This window comes from Amycolatopsis sp. NPDC004625, assembly GCF_040609695.1.
Classification (GTDB): domain Bacteria; phylum Actinomycetota; class Actinomycetes; order Mycobacteriales; family Pseudonocardiaceae; genus Amycolatopsis.
Genome location: NZ_JBEXKX010000012.1, coordinates 157,633 through 176,717 on the forward strand (window position 1 = coordinate 157,633; position 19,085 = coordinate 176,717).

General features: G+C 69.2%; 20 protein-coding genes and 1 pseudogene. 20 read left to right on the forward strand and 1 reads right to left on the reverse strand.

What is annotated here, in order from left to right; genetic code table 11:
- Positions 1-10 precede the first annotated feature (10 nt).
- From ABZW17_RS16440 to ABZW17_RS16460, 5 genes are all read left to right on the forward strand, one after another.
- Positions 11-1,336, forward strand: a complete 1,326-nt coding sequence (locus tag ABZW17_RS16440; RefSeq protein ID WP_354814074.1) for a nitrate/sulfonate/bicarbonate ABC transporter ATP-binding protein — start codon at positions 11-13, stop codon at positions 1,334-1,336.
- 83 nt (positions 1,337-1,419) lie between these two features.
- Positions 1,420-1,956 (forward strand): DUF3558 domain-containing protein, encoded by a 537-nt coding sequence (locus ABZW17_RS16445; RefSeq protein WP_354814076.1) that lies wholly within the window; start codon positions 1,420-1,422, stop codon positions 1,954-1,956.
- Positions 1,957-2,573: 617 nt separating this feature from the next.
- A complete protein-coding gene (locus ABZW17_RS16450) occupies positions 2,574-3,098 on the forward strand; it encodes a hypothetical protein (RefSeq protein WP_354814078.1) in 525 nt (174 codons plus the stop codon).
- 201 nt (positions 3,099-3,299) lie between these two features.
- Positions 3,300-4,181 carry a hypothetical protein gene (locus ABZW17_RS16455; RefSeq protein ID WP_354814080.1) on the forward strand — a complete coding sequence of 294 codons (882 nt, stop codon included), beginning with the start codon at positions 3,300-3,302 and terminating at the stop codon, positions 4,179-4,181.
- Positions 4,182-4,494: 313 nt separating this feature from the next.
- Positions 4,495-4,911 carry a ribonuclease domain-containing protein gene (locus ABZW17_RS16460; RefSeq protein WP_354814082.1) on the forward strand — a complete coding sequence of 139 codons (417 nt, stop codon included), beginning with the start codon at positions 4,495-4,497 and terminating at the stop codon, positions 4,909-4,911.
- Positions 4,912-5,137: 226 nt separating this feature from the next.
- Here ABZW17_RS16460 and ABZW17_RS16465 read toward each other — a convergent pair whose 3' ends face one another.
- Entirely contained in the window at positions 5,138-5,260 is a 123-nt protein-coding gene (locus tag ABZW17_RS16465; protein ID WP_354814084.1) for a hypothetical protein, read from the reverse strand.
- A gap of 41 nt (positions 5,261-5,301) precedes the next feature.
- Between ABZW17_RS16465 and ABZW17_RS16470 the strand changes: the two genes are divergently transcribed.
- The 15 genes and pseudogenes from ABZW17_RS16470 (at position 5,302) to ABZW17_RS16540 (ending at position 18,844) form a co-directional block, all read left to right on the forward strand.
- A complete protein-coding gene (locus ABZW17_RS16470) occupies positions 5,302-5,658 on the forward strand; it encodes an ATP-binding protein (RefSeq protein ID WP_354814086.1) in 357 nt (118 codons plus the stop codon).
- Between the two features lie 594 nt (positions 5,659-6,252).
- A complete protein-coding gene (locus ABZW17_RS16475; protein WP_354814088.1) occupies positions 6,253-6,684 on the forward strand; it encodes an SRPBCC domain-containing protein in 432 nt (143 codons plus the stop codon).
- On the forward strand, positions 6,671-6,991 hold the full coding sequence (locus ABZW17_RS16480) for a metalloregulator ArsR/SmtB family transcription factor (protein ID WP_354814090.1): 321 nt from the start codon (positions 6,671-6,673) through the stop codon (positions 6,989-6,991). Before ABZW17_RS16475 ends, ABZW17_RS16480 begins: the two co-directional genes overlap by 14 nt.
- Positions 6,992-7,329: 338 nt before the next feature.
- Positions 7,330-8,574: pseudogene (locus ABZW17_RS16485) on the forward strand (IS701 family transposase).
- Positions 8,575-8,919: 345 nt separating this feature from the next.
- The gene (locus tag ABZW17_RS16490) at positions 8,920-10,953 is read left to right on the forward strand and encodes a hypothetical protein (RefSeq protein WP_354814092.1); all 2,034 of its coding nucleotides are present in this window, start codon (positions 8,920-8,922) and stop codon (positions 10,951-10,953) included.
- Positions 10,954-11,103: 150 nt separating this feature from the next.
- Positions 11,104-12,060, forward strand: coding sequence for a hypothetical protein (locus tag ABZW17_RS16495; protein WP_354814094.1), 957 nt, complete (start codon positions 11,104-11,106; stop codon positions 12,058-12,060).
- Complete coding sequence (locus tag ABZW17_RS16500; RefSeq protein ID WP_354814096.1) at positions 12,057-13,043, forward strand: bifunctional DNA primase/polymerase; 987 nt, start codon at positions 12,057-12,059, stop codon at positions 13,041-13,043. Before ABZW17_RS16495 ends, ABZW17_RS16500 begins: the two co-directional genes overlap by 4 nt.
- A gap of 15 nt (positions 13,044-13,058) precedes the next feature.
- The gene (locus ABZW17_RS16505) at positions 13,059-13,775 is read left to right on the forward strand and encodes a hypothetical protein (RefSeq protein ID WP_354814098.1); all 717 of its coding nucleotides are present in this window, start codon (positions 13,059-13,061) and stop codon (positions 13,773-13,775) included.
- A gap of 191 nt (positions 13,776-13,966) precedes the next feature.
- Positions 13,967-14,572 (forward strand): hypothetical protein, encoded by a 606-nt coding sequence (locus ABZW17_RS16510; RefSeq protein ID WP_354814100.1) that lies wholly within the window; start codon positions 13,967-13,969, stop codon positions 14,570-14,572.
- A 154-nt stretch (positions 14,573-14,726) separates the two neighbouring features.
- Positions 14,727-14,936 carry a hypothetical protein gene (locus ABZW17_RS16515; RefSeq protein WP_354814102.1) on the forward strand — a complete coding sequence of 70 codons (210 nt, stop codon included), beginning with the start codon at positions 14,727-14,729 and terminating at the stop codon, positions 14,934-14,936.
- 50 nt (positions 14,937-14,986) lie between these two features.
- A complete protein-coding gene (locus ABZW17_RS16520; protein WP_354814104.1) occupies positions 14,987-15,589 on the forward strand; it encodes a hypothetical protein in 603 nt (200 codons plus the stop codon).
- A gap of 406 nt (positions 15,590-15,995) precedes the next feature.
- Positions 15,996-16,364 carry a hypothetical protein gene (locus tag ABZW17_RS16525; RefSeq protein WP_354814106.1) on the forward strand — a complete coding sequence of 123 codons (369 nt, stop codon included), beginning with the start codon at positions 15,996-15,998 and terminating at the stop codon, positions 16,362-16,364.
- Between the two features lie 39 nt (positions 16,365-16,403).
- Positions 16,404-16,841 (forward strand): hypothetical protein, encoded by a 438-nt coding sequence (locus ABZW17_RS16530; RefSeq protein ID WP_354814108.1) that lies wholly within the window; start codon positions 16,404-16,406, stop codon positions 16,839-16,841.
- Between the two features lie 66 nt (positions 16,842-16,907).
- On the forward strand, positions 16,908-17,948 hold the full coding sequence (locus tag ABZW17_RS16535; RefSeq protein ID WP_354814110.1) for a DUF4192 domain-containing protein: 1,041 nt from the start codon (positions 16,908-16,910) through the stop codon (positions 17,946-17,948).
- A gap of 401 nt (positions 17,949-18,349) precedes the next feature.
- Positions 18,350-18,844: a single-stranded DNA-binding protein gene (locus ABZW17_RS16540; RefSeq protein ID WP_354814112.1), complete on the forward strand. Its 495-nt coding sequence runs from the start codon at positions 18,350-18,352 to the stop codon at positions 18,842-18,844.
- Positions 18,845-19,085 lie beyond the last annotated feature (241 nt).

Here is a 19,085-nt window from a genome sequence, read left to right on the forward strand (position 1 = left end):
GAGGTTCCCCGTGTCTCGCTCCGAAGTTCTCGTCGCCGTCGAGAAAGTCAGCAAAAGTTTCGCCGGGCGGGCCGGCGACGAGCTGCGCGTCCTCGACAACATCACCCTCGACCTGCGCGCCGGCGAAATCGTCGCACTGCTCGGCCGTTCCGGGTCCGGCAAGTCCACCCTGCTGCGCACAGTCGCCGGGCTGATCGGCCCCACCAGCGGGTCGGTCCGCTACCGGGGCACCGAACTCAACGGCGCCAACCCCGGCACCGCCATGGTCTTCCAGACCTTCGCGCTCATGCCCTGGCTGACTGTCCAGGACAACGTCGAACTCGGCCTCGCCGCCCAAGGGATCGCGCCCGCACAACGCCGGGAACGCGCGCTCAAAGCCATCGACATGATCGGCCTCGACGGCTTCGAATCCGCCTACCCCAAAGAACTCTCCGGCGGCATGCGCCAGCGCGTCGGCTTCGCCCGCGCGCTGGTTCTCGAACCCGATCTGCTCCTCATGGACGAACCCTTCTCCGCCCTCGACGTCCTGACCGCCGAAAACCTCCGCACCGAGCTCATGACACTCTGGGCGCAGGACGGCTTCCCCACCAAGGCGATCTGCATCGTGACCCACAATATCGAAGAAGCCGTCCAGCTCGCCGACCGCGTCGTCGTCCTCGGCGCCAATCCCGGCCACATCCGCGCCGAGGTCGCCGTCGACCTCCCCCGCCCCCGCGACCGCAGGACCCCGGCCTTCGACGCCCTCGTCGACCAGCTCTACGACCTGCTCACCGGCCGCGAACCCGGTGAGACCGTGCCCGAACCCACTCAAGCCACCCCCACCGCGCGCCCCCTGCCGGCCGCGTCCGTCGGCGGGCTCGCCGGGCTTGTCGAGATCGTCTACGCCCGCGGCTGCCGCGCGGACCTGCCCGACATCGCCGCCGAAATCGGCTTCGAAGTCGACGACCTGCTTCCGCTGGTCGACGCCGCCGCCATGCTCGACTTCCTGTTCGTCGCCGGCGGCGACCTGCACCTCACCCCGGCCGGCGAGACGTTCACCACCGCCGACATCCAGGACAGCAAGAAGATCTTCGCCGAACAAGCCCGCGACCGCGCGCCCCTGGTGCGCACCATCCACAAAGCGCTGGCCGCCAGCGCCGACGGGAACCTTCGCGCCGGCTTCTTCCTCGACCTGCTCCGCCGCGGCTTCTCCCCCGAGGACGCCCAGCAGCAGCTCAACACCGCCATCGACTGGGGCCGCTACGCGGAACTGTTCGACTTCGACACCGACACCGGACAGATCACCCTCGACCCGGCCCACTGGGCAGCGACGGCCGCACATCGGGCATCCGCATGAGAACCGGACGGCCCGCCCGGAACCGGCACCGGGCGAGCCGACGCGTGCCATCCTGGATGCCGGGCGCCCGAGAGGAGACCACCGTGCGGATCGCCGCGATCACGCTCACCATGGGCACGCTGCTCGCCGCCGTCACCAGCTGCACTTCGGGTCCGCCCGGCCCGCAGCGGCTGTCCCCGGAGCTCGCCGCCGACCCGATCGACCTCGCCGGGTTCGCCGCCGCGCCGTGCGGGCTGATGAGCGCCCAGCTGCTCGCGCAGTACTACGTCACCACCCCCGGCACCGGGCAGGCCGGCGCCTGCCGATGGACACCCGGTGACGCTCGAGGCCTGAGCTACCAGGCCACCGTCGACACCACCAGCGGCGGGGTCGAAGCCCTCTACCAGCACCGCGCAAGCATCGCCGGATTCGAACCCACCACCGTGCACAGCTACCCCGGCATTCACCGCGGCGCCAGCATCGGCCACTGCACCACCATGATCGGCGTCGCCGACAACACCCTCCTCGCGGTCACCGTCGACGCGACCGACCCAGCACTCAGCGCCCACACCGACCCCTGCGCCGAGGCCGACCGCTTCGCCGGAACTATTATCGGTTACCAAGGCCACCGTGCGCCCTGAACGCTGCTCGCCTGCGCTGCGCGGGACGGATCCGGAGTGGACGTGGTGCGCTGGGCCAGGGTGATCGCGCAGCACGATCATGCCGAGTTCGTGGCTCGCGACCAGGCGACAAGCCGGAGCACAACGAGCGGCGGCCTGCACAAAGTCCTCTGCGCGGATCGGACAGACAAAGCTGCTGACCTCGCCACACGCGCGGTCCCGACCGGCTGTCGGATTCCGACGGCCAACTAGCCTGCGCGGCCTACACAGCCATCCGTTCGCGCCCCCAGGGCCGTCCTCGCCGCCGAAGCAGCGTCGAGGCCCCGAAACATTGGCGCCGAGGAGAAACCCGCCACTTCGTGCCCTTCGGGCCGCAGTGCCCCGGATGTCGGGTTGACGCAATATAAGAACGACCAACAAGCATGGTTAACAGATTGCAATTTACCTACCACTCCCTACGGAGGTAGGTAGCCGACCGCGCAGCCCGCGGGGACTCTTACCGCATACCCCATCCGATTCACCAGCGAGAGATCACACACTTCCACCGGAACGACGCCCGGACCGGAACCCGCCATCCCGGCCACACGCGCAGCGGCGTCGACCCGCCCCACCTCCTCCCCACCGTTCGAAGGATCGCCATGCCCGTGACGCTCGTACGGTTCGCCCTTTCCGCTGCCGTCCTGGTTGCGGCGTGCGCCCTCACCCCAGCCGCTCAGGCGAACACGCTCTCGGCCAGCTGCTCCCAGGCCTACCTCCCCCTGCCCGATTCCACGTGTACACCGGGCGTCCTGAACCCGGACGTCACGCAGGACACCGTCGACTCGACCATCTGCGTGCCCGGATGGACCGCAACCATCCGGCCCTCGACCAGTTACACGAACAACCTGAAGCAACAGGGAATCATCGACTACGGCTACGGCGACACGACCATGTCCGACTACGAAGAGGATCACTTCTTGCCCCTCGAACTCGGTGGCGCACCGAAGGATCCGGCCAACCTGTGGCCCGAACCTCACGCAGGGACCGAGAACGCCTACAGCAAGGACTCGGTGGAGAACGCGGTGAAGAAGGCCGTCTGCGCCGGGCAGGCAACCCTCGCCGATGCCCAGGACGCGATGCTCACCGACTGGACCACAGCCGAGGCCGTACTGGGCATCGGCTGAACCCAGATTCCGGAAACGAATCCGCTACATCCCGCCGCCACGGCAACCAAGCGGCGGACACCCTGAGCGCACCCCGAAATAGATACCCGATAAATCGATCAAGCGAATCCGCCTAAATCATCATTTGCAATCGGTTTTCCCCCATTAATTCCATTATGGAGCTGTTTCCGTCGAAGAACACGAAATCACGGAGGAAAGATTATGTCCTTGGTCTCCGAGACCCGCTGGGGCCGCGCTGGTGCGGCAGTCTGCGCGACCGCGTTGGGGCTGGCCGCCGCGATGACCGGCACCGCCCACGCCGCGACCCCCGTCCAGACCACGGCACATCAGCCGCACAAGATCGTCATGCACCAGCGAGGCGCGCACGCCGCGCCCCGCACGCTACTGTCCCAGCTGGCCTGGGGCGGCGGCCCCGTCGAGCACAACACCAAGGTCTACCTGGTCTTCTGGGGCTCTCAGTGGAACAGCGACACCAACGGCGTTCGGTCCTATCTGACCAACTTCTTCGCCGGCCTCGGTAACGGCTCCGAGCGGTGGTCGAACGTGATGAACCAGTACACCGACAACAGCGGCAACGCCTCCAGCGCCAACCCCGTCCTCGGCGGTACCTGGGTCGACAACGGTTCGGCCGCCCCGGCCAGCTCGACCGCGTCGCAGATCTCCTCCGAAGCCAACCGCGGAGCGAGCCACTTCGGGGTGTCCGGGGTCAACGCCGACGTGTTCGTGGTCAGCCCGTCGGGCACCAGTCCCGACAACTTCCCCAACGCCGGTTTCTGTGCCTGGCACGACTGGAACGGCAACGTCGCCTACACCAACATGCCCTACGTGCTCGACGCCGGATCCGGATGCGGCGCTAACTCCGTGCAGAACTCCCTCGACGGGTTCAGCATCGTCGGCGGCCACGAATACGCGGAGGCGGAAACCGACCCGCAGGCCGGCAACGGCTGGCTCGACTCCAGCGGCGAGGAAAACGGCGACCTGTGCGCCTGGCAGGGCCTGACCGCACTGTCCACCTCGGCCGGACGGTTCGCCGTCCAGCCGACCTGGAGCAACGACATCGGCGGCTGCGCCACCTCCGCCTGACCATCGCCCCCCCGCCGGCCGGCGCCCACCCCGCATGGGTGGGCGCCGGCCGACCTCACGCCGAGCACCTGCCGTCGGCGAACACACGCTTGCCGGCCAAGCAGGACAGGCAACCCGATCTCGGACGTAAGGTCTTCGGGGCCGGCCATCCGCACGCCCTGACGGTGATCACTGCACTTCGCACCAAGGCCCTACCGGCCATTGCCGGGTTTCGACGAGAGTTCATTCGCCATTGGCGAAGATTTTCGTTTCCTGCTTCTCGCCAAAAATAATCATCAACAATGTTTGCCAGTAGCACTTCCAAGGAGGACCTATGCAGAGGAAGCTAAGCACCCGGCCCGTGTGGGCCAAGGGGCTCGGCGTGGCAGCCGCCGTCATGATGTCGACCGCGGGCATCGCGGCAGCGGCAACACCGGCCAACGCGTCAACTTTCGATTCGTGCACCATTTCCGGCTGCTCTGATGCCCGGTCGGCCAACTCGACCTGGGAGGCAGACGGCTACCCAGGCAGCAGGGGCTGGTACGACTGGCCGAACGGGCAGTGCAACTTCGCCGGCGGAACGTACTACAACAACGACGGACAGTTGCCCAGCGGCGACTCCTTCCAGGAGTACGACGTCTACCCGCGCACCTGTGGCGCCCACCGAGACGCCTACCGGATCATCGTCGACATGAATTCCGGCGAAGTCTGGTACTCACCCGACCACTACAGCGACTTCTACCACCTATAGACGGTTTCGGTCCGCGTCGGCTCCGGCAACGAGGCGGCGCGGACCGGCATCGCCGATGAACGCGAGAGCCGAAGCCAGGACGCCCCTGCGTCGATGTTCGGCCTTGACCGGACTCGACGCGGCATCCGAGCCTCCGCCTCGGCTCCGGATCCGACGAAGGCCGGCACGGGGGCGCGTTCGCAGCGCCACCACTACACCAGCGCGAGCACAGGCACCCGATCGTGACTCAGATCGCCGGGTCACCCAGTTCGGTGTGGACGTGCAGCCGCGACGCGTTCGCGTCCCGTCGTTCGAGCCAGTCGTCGGCGTCGGCGATGATCGGCATCAGCATCTGCCCGCCCGGCGACATACGATGCACGATGAACTTTCATACAAGCGGTTAATCGGCGCGTGGGTACGGATCCGGGTGCTGCGTCCAGCGCTGGAGCACGGCACGATCGGCATCACCGCGCGGCAGGCGCCGAAACGCGCCCAGCCAGGGCCCGCATGGTGTCGACCGCCCGCGACTGCGCCTCCGGCTGCGTCCGGACCGAAGAGTGCCGTTGCACCCCGGCGCAGCGTGCGCGCTACCTCGCCCGGATCCCGCAGTGGCTGCTCGATCGCGTCGACCTGTTCCTGCGGGAGGTAACCGTCGCCGAGCCCGATCCGTCGCTGCCGTCCTGGAATCGCTGCGGGACAGCGTCACCCAAGCCCGAGAACGCGCGCGCTACCGTTGGGGTGCCTGTGGCTGGCCTGGACGCGCGCTGACCTGGACGGCCGGGCGCACCCGGACATCGCCGATACCTGGCTGACGCTCTCCCACCGCAGCGGAATGCTGGGCCTGCTGCGGAATCCGGCTCCTAGATGAGCTGCAACAGGAGGTGAGTTGTGGGGCAAGAGCCCGTGGGCGGCACGCCGGTGCAATGGGGCTAGTGCTCCAGCCGTAGATCGTGATCATGTTGCTGGCCGGGCTCGGTAGTGGGCTTTCGCGGGCTCGATGTTGGCGGCGGCGGCGCCGGTTCGTCCAGGTCAACGGGTTTATCAGGCACCGGGCGGGTCGCAGCGTCGATCCGGATTCGCGGTCGCGGTAGGGGCACCGGCCGCGTGGTTCCAGCTGTCGAGCGTCAGTGGCTGGGGTGTGCCAGCCGGGTGCGAGTGCGGTGAGCAGACGGGTAGGGCGGTGGGGTGCCCGGCCGGCCCGCGTGGACCAGGGCTGCAGCCGTACCCGATCCAGGGGCACGGTGCCACGACGCTCTCACCGCGGCGCGGAGGCGCTGCACCGTTGCTGCCTGCTCGATAGTTTCAGCCTTGCGAGAGATATTACTATCCGGCAATATTGCCCTTGAGGGATGGAGGTAAAAGATGAAAGAGACCGCAACCACGCTGCCGGACGGTCGAGTGGCCGTCCGGTTCGAGCGTCAGCTCGCCCACCCGCGCGACAAGGTGTGGCGTGCGCTGACCGAGACCGACCAGCTGAAGTCCTGGTTCGTTGAGATCCTCGACTACGACCACTCTGAGCTGCGCTTCGCTCCCGACGCGAAGCTGTCCTACGTCGCCGACGGCCAGGCGGTCGGGTCGGGCACGGTCACGGCATACGATCCGCCAAACCTGCTGGAATACACGTGGGACGCCGAGACCTTGCGGTTCGAACTCGTCTCCGATGCCGCTGGCTGTCTGCTGATCTTCACCAACGTCGTGGATGGGCCGGAAACCGCTGCGGCCGTCGCGCCAGGTTGGGGAACCGGTCTCGGTCGGCTGCGTGAACTGCTGGAGCGCACGGATGCACTCGACTGACACGACGGTGTATGAGGTGCTGGCAGAGCCGAACCGGCGCCGGATTCTCGACCTGCTGCGTGAAGGCGAGCGACCCGTCACCGATCTCCTCAACGAGCTGCCGATCGCCCAGCCAACCGTGTCGAAGCACTTGAAACTGCTGCGACAGGCGGGTCTTGTGTCTGTGCGCCAAGATGCTCAACGTCGGTTCTACCAGCTACGGGCAGCACCGCTGGCCGAAGTGGATGAGTGGCTTGAGCCATACCGCGAACACTGGCGCGGTCGGCTCGATCGCCTGGAGAGCCACCTCGATTCACTACCCGAATAGCATCACTCTCGACCATAGGGCCAATGCGGTACTGCGGACGTGTTCGCTGATAGCTCTCGCATTTCGGATGAGGTCGGATTCTCGCTTGACGCATTGAAAAATGAAGGCAAAACTTATTGATCGGTCTTGGTGTGATGCGCGCAACTCAATTGCTCATGGTAAGTACTCAAACCGGTGTTCGTGATCTTGCCTGGTGGGGCCGAGCGAAGATGGGTGCGGCCACCAGTCGATCATGAGTGGTTGTGTCGACAACTCAAGATCATGTGGTGGCCACGGGTGTCATCGTAGACCCTGCTGAGGCTGATCCGGTGCGGTGGCGGGAGAGGTTCGATGGGCTGATGGCGCGGGTGGCGGCACGGTTCGTGCGGGTGGAGCCGCGGCGGCGGGCGCGGGCGTTCGTGCTGGGGTTGCTGGCGGATCTGCCGCGGAAAAACTGCTGGACGATCGCTGAACACGCCGGGGATGCCACCCCCGATGGGATGCAGAACCTGTTGTCGCGGGGGTGTGGGACGCCGATGCGGTACGCGACGATGTCCGCGAAGTCGCGGTGGAACGGCTCGGTGACACCGACGCGATGCTGGTTGTGGACGAGACCGGGGGCGTGAAGAAGGGCTCGTGCACGGTCGGGGTGGCCCGCCAATACACCGGGACCGCCGGCCGGATCGAGAACGCCCAGGTCGTGGTGTTTCTGACCTATACCAACAAAACTGGGCACGCCCTGATCGACCGTGAACTCTACCTGCCGGCCTCGTGGACCGAGGATCTCAGCCGGTACGCCGAGGCCGGGATCCCGGACGGCACGGTGTTCGCGACCAAGCCCGAACTAGCGTCGCGGATGATCCTGCGGGCCCTCGACGCCGGCGTGCGGGCGCGGTGGGTCGCCGGTGACGAGGTCTAGGGCGGCAACCCGAGCTTGCGTGCCGACCTGGAGGGCCGCCCAGGTCGGGTACGTGCTGGCGGTGGCCTGCGACCACCGTGTCACCACGAGCGCCGGGACGTATCGGGCCGACGAACTGGTTATGCGGCTGCCGAAACGGGCCTGGCAGCGGCTCTCGGCCGGTAAAGGCGCGAAAGGGCACCGTTTCTACGACTGGGCCTGGATCGGCATCACCGGCGGCGATGACGAGCCCGCGGGGCATCGGTGGTTGCTGGTCCGCCGCAACCGCCGCACCGGCGAGTTGGCCTACTGCCGCTGCTACGCGTCCGACAAGGTGGGTCTTGTGGTGCTGGTGCGGGTCGCCGGACGTCGGTGGACCATCGAGGAATCGTTTCAAACCTCGAAGGGCCAGACCGGACTGGACGAGCACCAGGCCCGCACCTGGACCTCCTGGTACCGCTGGACCACTCTGGTGCTGCTCGCCCACGCCTTCCTCACGATCCTGACCGTCACCGCCCGATCCAGACCCGCACCGGACGGGCTGATTCCCTTGACCCTCAAAGAAATCCGGCACCTGTTCACCCAGCTCGTTATCCAGCCCACCCGCGACATCGGCGCATGCCTGCGCTGGTCCCGCTGGCGGCGACGCCACCAACACCGCGCCCGGCAAGCCCACTACCAGCGACAATCACGCCAGGAACCATGAAAATCACGAACTACTACTGGAGTACTAGGCAAGAAGATGGGGAAAGTTTTGCATCGGTAAGGAAAGCGGGTGCGGGTGTTCCGGTCGGGGCCGACGCACTCTAGCGGAGCCTGGCGTCGGCGGAAGCCCGCCCGATCACGATCTCTGCTCCTGGTCGCGTGGTCGGGGCGGGCTTGCCGCGGACGCGGGCGGCCCCGCTCGGGCGAGTGCGTCCCGACCGGGACACCCGCACTCCCCTTCTCTTCCACCGCGACGCGGTGATGGATAGGGAGGTGGTGCGGGGTTCGAGGCCGGTCACCGGATTCGTTTCCGGTGACCAGCCGGCCCGTGTGAAGGAGCACCTTCGTGACCAGCAGGATGGATCTGCCGACCCAGCGCGACACCGACAACCCGACAGCCACACCGGACACCGACCTCCCACAGTCCGACCTGGGCGGTGCCGTCACCGACGACACCGCCCCCGACGGCGACACGACCGCGACCGACGTCGAGGGCACGCCGCTCGACGGCCTGTCCGACACCGACCGCACGGCGCTGCACGCGAAGTGGGACGCCGAGATCGACACCATCCTCCGGGTCAAGCCGGGCGAGGTGCTGCTCGCCGAGAACGTGCGCACCGACAACGCGGAGGCCGACGAGGACACCACGGCGAACTTCAAGACCCACGGCGTCAAGACCGCGGTCAACGGCTACCGCGACTACGACACCGGCACCATCGTGGTCACCGAAGGTCAGCGCCGCGTCCTCAACGCCCGCGAAGCGGGCTGCACGGTGCCGGTCTGGATGAAGACCCCGCCGCCGGCTGACGAGCGCAAGGCCACCATCGAGCGGATCGTCAACCAGTTCATCGAGAACGACCCCGCCCTGCGCAGGTCCCTGACCCTGGCCGACACCGCTCGCGCCCTCCAGCAGCTCGCCGCGTTCAACCTGAAGCCCGCCGGAATCGCCCGCAAGCTCGCTCTGGGCAAGAAGGGCAAGACCTACGTCGAGAACGTCCTGCAGGCCGGGCGAAGTGAGCTGGCGGTCAAGGCCAGCGAACGATTCCAGCTGGATCTACTGCAGGCCGCGGTGATCGCCGAGTTCGACGAAGCCGGCGACCCCGACACCGCCAAGGAACTGATCCGCATCGCACGCGAGGCACCCAACAATTTCACCGTCTTCGCCGCACGCAAGCGCACCGAACGTGACGAGAATTCTCGCTTCAAAGCCCTGAGCGAGGATCTCATCGAGGAACTGACCAACGCCAGCATCACAATTTTCGACACCAGCCTGTCCGCCTGGGACGCAGACGCCCGCTCGCTGGATCGGCTTCGTCCGACGCCCGAGGACGCGCCCCAGACCGAGCTCGCGGCCGACGACCACAAGTCCTGCCCCGGCCATGGGGCCTGGCTCACCGATCGGTACGACGACGACTGCCAGAAGGTCCCGGTCGCGGTCTACGGCTGCGCCGACTTCCGCGCCCACGGTCACGCCCTCAGCTACGCACCGGCTGGCCGAATAGACTTCACCTCGCTGCCCCCCATTCCCACCGGCACTTCCGACGAGGCCGTCGACCTCGACAACCTCGACGACGTAGTCACCAGCGACGAAATCGCGGCAGCCCGCGCCGTGCAGGCCGCCTCCGAACTCGAGCGCCAGAAGGCGCGCATCATCGACGAGTGGGTCAACCAGAACTCGAAGGACTGGGATGCCTCCGAAGCACCGCGTCGGGAATGGCTGGCCGCCCTCGTGCAGCGCAAGACCGCGCCGCAGGGCGCGCAGCTATTCCTCGCGCTGCAGAAGGCCGAAGGCAGCAAAGAGCTGCGCTACGCGTTGGAAAGCGGACACCCGCTCGCGATAGAACTGCTGGGCATGCCGGACGAGGCCATCATCACCGACCTGACCGCCAAGATCGCGAAGGCGTCCACTGCGGGGAAGGCCACCCTCTACGACCTGTTCCTCACCCTCTGCGCGATCGAGGATGAGCTGAGCTCCGACACCTGGCGAAGCCCGTGGGGCGCAGCGCAGGCGTACATGGCCGCGATCATCGGCTGGGGCTACCCGGCTTCCGATGTGGAGCGGAAGGTGATCGACCCGGAAACCGAGCAGGAGGTCATCGCCGCGCAGCTCGGCGACCTCGCCACCGGGCTCACGAGCGACGGACCCACGACCGCCGAGAGCGGCGAGGCCGACGGGGCCGAGGCCCCGAACGCCGCCGACCACGCCGAGGTCGAGGACGCCGCAGACGGGGTCGACAACGTCGACGACACGGACGCGGATGCGGACGCGCAGAGCGACACGGCGGCAGACCACACCGAGGACGCCACCAGCGGCACCGATCAGGAGCCGGTCGAGCAGGACGCCGAGGCCGAGGCGGAGCAGATCGGCGCCGCGGTCTAGCCGCCCGGACCGTCGCCGCACCCGGTTCCTCGGCCAGGGGCGGGCCCGCGCACTGCACTGCCGGGCCCGCCCCAGCGTCCTGCCCCGTCCCGTCGTGCTCGCCTCCCGCCGGGCTCGCCGCCAGCCCCGCGCGTGAACGGAGTCCCTTCGATGCATCCGCACCTTCCGCCGGTCTTCGACAGCATCCACCGCACCAGCACCTACGCCGCCGGTCACCACCCCGTCTGGCCGTATGCCCCGCTGCCGCCCGGCCCGTGCTGGACCCACGCCACCTGCCGGTGCGGCTGGGCCGAGCTCGCCGAATCCCACCGCGACGCCCGCGCCCTGGCCCGCCACCACCGCCGCTACGCCGCCGACCACCCCACCTACCTGCCCGGCTCGGCGCTGCGCATCGGCGACCGCACCCACCAGGCCGACGCCACCGGCACCCACGTCTCCCTCGCCGGTGCCCGCCACGGCTGGGCCCTGGCCGACGGGATCGGCGACTCCCCGCTCGCCGCCCACGCTGCCGGCAGCGCGGCCGCGACCGCCGCCTACGTCGCCTCCGACCGCGGCGCCGTCGCCGGTCTGCTCGCCGCCGCCGGCACCCTCGCCGCCGTGCTCGAGGGCGACACCGTCATGGTCGTCGCCGCCCCACGCCCGCGCGAGCATGGTGGCGGGTGGGACATCGCGTGGGTCGGGGACTGCCGCGCCTACGAATACGACCCCGACGCGGGCGTCCTCACCCAGCTCACCGTCGACCACACCGAAGGTCAACAGCTGCGCGACAGCCTCGCCGAGCACTACCGAGACCGGCCGCAGGACCTCGAACAGCTGGCCGCCCGGCGGGACAACGTCGTCACCAGCTCCGTGGCCACCGCCGACCACGACTCCCTCGGCCACATCGCCACAACCGGGCCGCGCCGGCGGTTGCTGCTGACCAGCGACGGCGTCCACCAACTCGTCCCGCACGCCTCCCTCATCCGCGCGTGCCGCACGTTCAGCGACCCGGCCGCGTGCGCGAACCGGCTCACGCTGGCCGCGCGGTACTTCGGCGGCACCGACAACGCCGCCGCCATGGTCATCGACCCCGTCCCGGCCCCGATCGCGGCCGAGCTGGTGCCATGACCACCACGACTACGCCGGCGGCGGCGCTCGTCCCCGCCACCACCGGACTGCTGGCAGCCGCGTTGGGCGGCGCCGGGCGCGGGTGGCCGGTGTTCCCGCTCGCCCCGCGCAGCAAGCGGCCCGCCATTCCCGACTGGCAACAGCGAGCCACCTGCGATCCCGACCGCATCCGCCGCTGGTGGCTCCGCCACCCGACCCACAACATCGGCATCACCTGCGGACCAGCAGGCCTGCTCGTGCTCGACCTCGACGCCGCCCAGGGACCCATCCCCCTCCACTGGGCCCACCGCGGCATCACCCACGGCCGCGACGTCCTCACCCTGCTCGCCCAGCAGGCCGGCGAACCTGACCCGGTGGACACGTTCACCGTCGCCACCCCACGCGGCGGCGAACATCGATATTTCGCCCGGCCGCCCGGCTCGCGGCTGCGCAGCACCGTCGGCGCCCGCGGCCGCGGGCTCGGCTGGCACGTCGACACCCGCGGCCCCGGCGCGCTCGTCGCCGCCCCGGGATCCGTCGCCGTCGTCCACGGCGTGCCGGTGCCCTACGCCATCACCTCGGATCTTCCGGTGGCGGTCCTGCCCGGCTGGCTCGTCACCGCCCTCACCCCGCCACCGGCACCGCCGCGGGCCACGCATCAGCCGCCACCGCCCCTGCCCGCGACCAGCCGCCGGGTCAGCGCCTACGTCCAGGCCGCCGTGGCCGCCGAGTGCCGCAATGTCACCACCGCCACCGAGGGCCACCGCCACATCACCGTCTACGCCGCCGCCGCGGCCCTCGGCGAACTGCACGGCAACGGCTGGATCAGCGCCGCCGCCATCACCCACCACCTCACCAACGCCGCCCGCCACCACCTCGGCGTCGCCGACTTCGACGCCCGCGAACTGATCACCACGATCCGCGACGGCATCGCCGCCGGCCGCGAAAACCCCCGCATCCTCACCGACCGCCCGATACCCCGACCGCGACTCGCCATCCGCTGAGAAGGAGACCCTGCGATGCCCGAAATCGCGTCATCAGATCCGGCCGCCCCTGGCACACAGGAGCTGGTCTGGCTCTGGCAGCGGCAACCGGACAGCACCGACCTGGAAAAGGCCCTCATCCCCGCCCACCTGATCCCCGCGGGCTGGCTGCCCGTGCTCCAGCACCGCTACACCGAAGGCGACCGCGTCCGGTTCACCTACGGCGGCACATCCCTGCTCGGCACGGTCGTGCAGGACCAAGGCATGTGCATAGCCATCGCCGGCGAGCGCCCCGGCTCCGGTTTCACCATCCACAAGACCGACGTCCGCCCGCACGACGGCGAACCCGCTGCACCGGCCGACCCGGTCATCGACACGGCGATCACCCCGCATCCCAACCCTGTAATCCGCTGGGAAGGCCACACCGCGATCGCGTACTGGAACCTCGGCCGCCCAGCCTCCCACGGCTGGCTTCCCTGGGCGCGCCTGCGCATCGCCTTCCAGCCCGACATCGGGTTCACCGCCACGCTCTCCAGCGTCGAAGAACGCGACCACGCCGGCGAGCACCGCGAGCGCCAGCGGCCTCTCGACCCGGTCGTCGTCCATCACCACCCGGCGAGCCGTCCCAGCCACCACGCCGTCCGCAGCTGCCTGCGCGACGCCATCGGCATCGTGATTTCCGAGGCCCGGCAACGGCAACCAGTGGTCTGCGCCCACTTCGTGCCGATCCTGGACGTGCCGCACGAGAAGTAGCCAGCTGCCGACCTTGCCGGGACGCCGCGCGGCGCAACCGGTCACCAGAAAAGCACGGCGCGGCCCGGACCTTGCCAGAGTGCCGATCCACTGTCCGGCGGTAGTCGGCCCGGGCCGCGCCGTGCTCGCGAGGTCCCGTTCACCACCGGCGGGCCCCGCCCGCCGGTGACCGACCGTTTACGGAGGTGCACATGACGGAACCGACGATCCACGTTCCCGAGGGTTACCGCCAAACCCACCTGCGCGGGCTGTGGGCCTTCGCCAGCTGCCGCGACTGCGCCGGCACCGGCGAATTCCTGGTCAGCGATCGCGACGATCCCATCGAGCCGTGGGATTGCGACGAGCCCGAACCGTGGTACCCGCAGCCCTGTGACTGTCTATGGGCACCGCCGCCGCACGAGCTACGCGCGTTCGACGCGGCGCAGACCCGCCTGTGGCGTCACCGCGAGCGAATGCGCGAGGTGTTCGACGCGATCGGCCCGCGCCAGGTCGGCGGCACCTACTGGGACGGGTACTGGCATCGCCGGTACCTCGTCGAGATCGTCACCATACGGTTCCGCGACGGCGACCTGACCGAACCGGACTGGTCGATAACGATCCGCTGGGACAACTCGCAGCGCAACACCCACCGGACACCGTGGAATCCGCGCTACGACAGCACAACTCCACCAGCGCGGGCGCCCGGCGAGGCTCCCGCACCGCCGGAACTGCGCTACCCCGCCGCGGTCTCCTGCCGGCTGTACCGCTCTCGATTCACGCTCGTCCGCGCCGTACACCACGCATTCTGCGTCCACTGAGGGGGAAATCCGATGGCCCCAGCTTCTCTGCCCGACGTCTTTGACCACGTCGCCGGTTCCGCTCTCTCACCGGACCGCGGACGCTACTACTGACCGTGCGTTCGGTGTCCTGCGCCGCCGCGACGAACCGGTCCGCTGGCACGGACGCGACGAGATGACCCGCGAGTACGTCCACCCGGGCCGCACCGTGATCGAGGTACCAAACCGGCCCTGGCCGATGGGGCGCGCGGAGTACTGCGACGACCAGACCTCCACCGGGCTCTGGTTTGACGCCACCGGCATTCCACAGCCCGACCCTGACGACCGCGCGGCGTCCGACGGTGTTGCGCTGCTGTGCCGCCGATGCGGCCTGGACTGCACCTGACACCCGCGAAACCGACAGTTAGTCCACTTCAGACACAGGCAGGTGAACCGATGCCCGACAACATCCCGCCGCACAGCCTCCCCGCCGACGTTCTCCGCGTCGACGAAGGACTGGTGTGCGGGGACGACCAGCCTTATTTCCCCGCGCAGCTGGGCGAGCCGACGTTCGCGGCCCACGACGAAGACGGCCGCCGCCTCTACATGGTGACACCGCGGTTTCGTCGAATCGTTACTGAGTGGATCGCCATTACCGTCGAGGCCACCTCCGATCACCTGCGCTTCCGCTGGGACGGCGACGACCTGATCGTCACCGACCACGACGCACTCCATGACGACACCGATCCGACACGCGGACCCGCCGTCGAGCGCCTCCGGCCCGGCGCTGACGGCCGGTACGTCTTCCCGACCTGGCTGTGGCACGTGCACGACCCCGCCACCGAACGCCTCGACAACACCGCGCACGCCGCGCTGGCCGTCCTGGCCACCGACGATCCGCTCCACCTCGACACCGTGATCCGTTACGTCACCGAAAACACCTACCCCGCGCCGGATCCGAGGACGCTCCGAGACATCCGCGCCCAGCACCGGACGCTCGCAGGTTCGCCCACAGCGCCCGCCAAGGCCACCGAGTCCGAGGACACCCACGATGAGTAGCGACTACGCCGGTATCCCCCGCAGGAAGCGACGTCACGCTGGCACGCCCGGGCGACGAGGCCGGCGTCCACCTGCTCACTGACGGCGACTTCGCCCTCGTCCTGACCGATGATCGCAACGACACCGTGGTCACCATTGCGGGCACCCCGGCCGAACTGCTCGACTTCGTGCGCCGGACCCAGCACGCGCTGGAAAAAGAGGGGGCTTCACCTCCCCTCCGCCCGCCGACCGACCGTAGCCGCGATCAGGCACTCCGGCCGGTACGGACGACCGCCGCCAGCACAGCACACCCGAGCCCTCGGGCGCCGACTCCCCCGCGCCACCTCACGCGAGCAGACAGGCGCCCGAGGGCCACGGGTGTGCTCCCGAAGGTCGGGTTCATCCGCAGCCGACCCGGAGGCCCGCCATGACCGCGACCACCACCCAGAGCGCACCGTCCGACCACTCCGAATCCGCCTACGCCCGGGCGTGCCGGTTGATCGAAACCGAACTCGGCGGCCGCCGACTCCCGCCGGAACCCCGAACCTGGCTCGAGGACCTCGCCCGCACCCGGCGGCACAAGACCGCGCTCATCACCGCAGTCTGGAACACCTGCTTCCCCTCCAATCTCGTGGAAGCCTGCCGGGTCGTCGAAGCCGTCTACCCTACCTCGATCCCGACGGGCTCGCCACCGACGCCGCGCTCACCGCCGCCTGGAACATCCTCGAACCCGACGCCGGCATTTCACACGAGGATCTGCAGGACGAGCGGCGCCGCTTCACCGACAGTCGCGTGACCCGCGCGCTCGCCGAGGCGAACACCGCGGTGGCCGACCATGTCTGAAGACCGGCTGTGGCTCACCGCCTACGACTGGAGCCGCTCCTACCTGCTACCCGAGTCCGTCGCCTCCAACATCCCCCACCGCGGCAGCCTCCTCGACTACGGCGGCTGGAACCTCGCACGCGGTGTCCTCGTCGAGCTGTGCCGCGCCCTGCCCGCAACACCGATCTCGCTGCTCTACGACGAACCCGTCCAGCGCCGCAACCGCATGCGCGTCGCGATCCGGATCACCGCGCACGCCCGGCGTGCCGACGGACACGACGTGCGCGTGATCTACCGCAGCGAACGCACCGACACCGAACCCTGGCCGGAGTTCTGGAGCGTCGCGGTCAACGGATTCATCCCCGCCTCCGGCCAGGACGGCCGGAGGCCCTCGCCGCCGTGGATCGCCCACACCGTGGCGCAAACGCTGCGCGCCCAACTCGGCCAGTAACCCGACAGTTCTCCCCAGTCCCCAGCCGCCCTCGTCCGTGTTCTTCGCCCGAGAGGATTTCCTGCGATGACGATCACCATCAACGGCACCAGCCAGGTGCTCGCCGGGCTGCCCGCCCTCTTCGGATTCGTCCCGCGCCACTCCCTGATCTTGCTGTCCACCCTCCACCACACCGACAACACCTGCAAGGTCGGACCGATGATCCGCGCCGACCTCGCCCACGTCGTCACCAATCCCGGGCAGGCCGTCGACACGTTCGCACGTCAAGTCGGCGACCGGCCCGTCCACAGCGTCCTCGCCGCCATGATTCACCCCCTCACCAACCCCGGCGACAACACCACCCTGCCCCAACGCAACACCGCCGACACGATCGCCGCCCTCCTGACCGGCCACGGCTTCACCGACATCGACGTCATCCACGTGCCCGACATCGCCGCCGACGCCCGATGGCGCTCCTACCGCACCCCCGAACGCACCGGAGTCCTGCCCGACCCCGCCGGCACCGCGTTCGCAGCCGACGCCGTGGCCGAAGGACGCGTCATCGCCGACGACCGTCGCGATCTGCAAGCCCGCTTCAACCCCGCCCCCGAGCACATGCGCGAACGCCTGCGGGAACCGATCAGCACCGCCCTCGCCGCCGCCACCACCGACCAGCACCACCCGGCCGCCGCGGCCGCGCGGCTCGACCGCGCCGACACCGCCCTCCACGCGGCCAACGAAGGCACCCTGCCCACCGACGATGCCGACATCATCGATCTCGCCGCGACCTTCGCCGGGACCGCATTCCGCGACGCTCTGCTCGCCCTACCCGACAACACCGCACACCACGCCGCCGAGAACCTGATTCTGCACCTGTGGCGCCACAGCAGCGACCCCATCGCCGGCCAGCTCGCCACCGTCATCGGCATACACGCCTACCTGCGTGGCGACGGAGCCGGCGCGCAGATCGCACTCGAGCACGCCGACCCCCGACAGCCCCTGGCGGTACTGCTCTCGACCATGCTCCGCCACGCAATCGCGCCGTCGAGGATCCACGGCGTGATCCAGAACGCCAGCGCCGACGCTCGCCGCACGCTGCTGAGCGAACCCGCGGCGGAGCAGGCATGACCCCACCGTGCTCACTGTTCGCGCCGGGCGGCTGAGCTGTCCCGGTACGAGGGCATCGACTACCGGCCGACGGTCCGCAACAAGCACTCGGGGGCGCGGATGCTGGCGCGACGGTGGGGCGGTGTCACCGGGCGGTGGCCTCGCCCGGCTCGCCGGGTCGTGGATCGCCCGAAGGTAAGCACACCCCGGCCGGGGGCAATGCGTCCCCGAAGCCCGGCCCGATCCGCCCGGGTGAACCAGCCCCCTCACCCTGCCGAGCTCCGAAGCCGGTCGCGCGCGGGCTGGTTCACGCGCGGGCGGATGAGCCGGGCCGGGGACGTCGCCTGAAGGCGACCCCCGGGCCGCCGTGCGCTCAGGCTGCGCCGCGTTCCACACCCCAACGAGCACCAGGGAGACACACCATGGCCGGCGACACCACCCTCACCATCATCGGCAACCTCACCGACGACCCCAGCAGCCACTTCTTCGACAGCGGCTCCTTCGTCACCAACTTCACCGTCGCCTCCACCCCGCGCAAGCTCAACCGCGCCACCGGCGAATGGGAAGACGGCGACGCGCTGTTCCTGCGCTGCAACGCCTGGGGCCAGCTCGGCGAGAACATCGTCAACAGTCTCCGCAAGGGCCACCGCGTCCTGGTCCAGGGCCGGCTGCAGCAGCGCAGCTACACCACCAAGGACGACGAGAAGCGCACCGTCCTGGAACTCAACGTCGACGAGATCGGCCCGTCGCTGCGCTACGCCACCGCCGAGGTCACCAAGACCACCCAGGCCAAGGTGAACCCCAACCCGGTCACCAGCACCGCAGCCACGCCGGCCGAGGACCCGTGGAGCGCCGACGCCGGACGCGACCTGGTCGGGGCGACCGCCGGTGGCTTCAGCGACGAGCCGCCGTTCTGATGAGAGCCGGTGTCCGGCCGGACTTCCCCTCCGGCCGGGCACCACTCCGAAGGCCGGGGCCAGCCTGACGGCTGGCCCCGGCCTTTCCCATGCCACACCACCGCACCCCGGAGGCCACCATGCCCGCCGCTCCCAGCACCACGCCGTCCACCCGATCCGATGCGCCGACGAACAGCCGTGTCGCGCCCGAGCGGCTACTCCGCGCCCTGGCCCGGAAATCACCCTTTAGGGTAGGAGAATC

Excerpts from the sequence above, each read along its gene's own strand:
- ABZW17_RS16530 (WP_354814108.1), top strand. The coding sequence starts at position 16,404 with ATGTCTGAAGACCGGCTGTGGCTCACCGCCTACGACTGGAGCCGCTCC.
- ABZW17_RS16535 (WP_354814110.1), top strand. The coding sequence starts at position 16,908 with ATGACGATCACCATCAACGGCACCAGCCAGGTGCTCGCCGGGCTGCCC.
- ABZW17_RS16475 (WP_354814088.1), top strand. The coding sequence starts at position 6,253 with ATGAAAGAGACCGCAACCACGCTGCCGGACGGTCGAGTGGCCGTCCGG.
- ABZW17_RS16525 (WP_354814106.1), top strand. The coding sequence starts at position 15,996 with ATGACCGCGACCACCACCCAGAGCGCACCGTCCGACCACTCCGAATCC.
- ABZW17_RS16455 (WP_354814080.1), top strand. The coding sequence starts at position 3,300 with ATGTCCTTGGTCTCCGAGACCCGCTGGGGCCGCGCTGGTGCGGCAGTC.
- ABZW17_RS16480 (WP_354814090.1), top strand. The coding sequence starts at position 6,671 with ATGCACTCGACTGACACGACGGTGTATGAGGTGCTGGCAGAGCCGAAC.
- ABZW17_RS16460 (WP_354814082.1), top strand. The coding sequence starts at position 4,495 with ATGCAGAGGAAGCTAAGCACCCGGCCCGTGTGGGCCAAGGGGCTCGGC.
- ABZW17_RS16510 (WP_354814100.1), top strand. The coding sequence starts at position 13,967 with ATGACGGAACCGACGATCCACGTTCCCGAGGGTTACCGCCAAACCCAC.
- ABZW17_RS16515 (WP_354814102.1), top strand. The coding sequence starts at position 14,727 with ATGACCCGCGAGTACGTCCACCCGGGCCGCACCGTGATCGAGGTACCA.
- ABZW17_RS16540 (WP_354814112.1), top strand. The coding sequence starts at position 18,350 with ATGGCCGGCGACACCACCCTCACCATCATCGGCAACCTCACCGACGAC.
- ABZW17_RS16520 (WP_354814104.1), top strand. The coding sequence starts at position 14,987 with ATGCCCGACAACATCCCGCCGCACAGCCTCCCCGCCGACGTTCTCCGC.
- ABZW17_RS16500 (WP_354814096.1), top strand. The coding sequence starts at position 12,057 with ATGACCACCACGACTACGCCGGCGGCGGCGCTCGTCCCCGCCACCACC.
- ABZW17_RS16495 (WP_354814094.1), top strand. The coding sequence starts at position 11,104 with ATGCATCCGCACCTTCCGCCGGTCTTCGACAGCATCCACCGCACCAGC.
- ABZW17_RS16450 (WP_354814078.1), top strand. The coding sequence starts at position 2,574 with ATGCCCGTGACGCTCGTACGGTTCGCCCTTTCCGCTGCCGTCCTGGTT.
- ABZW17_RS16505 (WP_354814098.1), top strand. The coding sequence starts at position 13,059 with ATGCCCGAAATCGCGTCATCAGATCCGGCCGCCCCTGGCACACAGGAG.
- ABZW17_RS16465 (WP_354814084.1), bottom strand. The coding sequence starts at position 5,260 with ATGTCGCCGGGCGGGCAGATGCTGATGCCGATCATCGCCGACGCCGAC.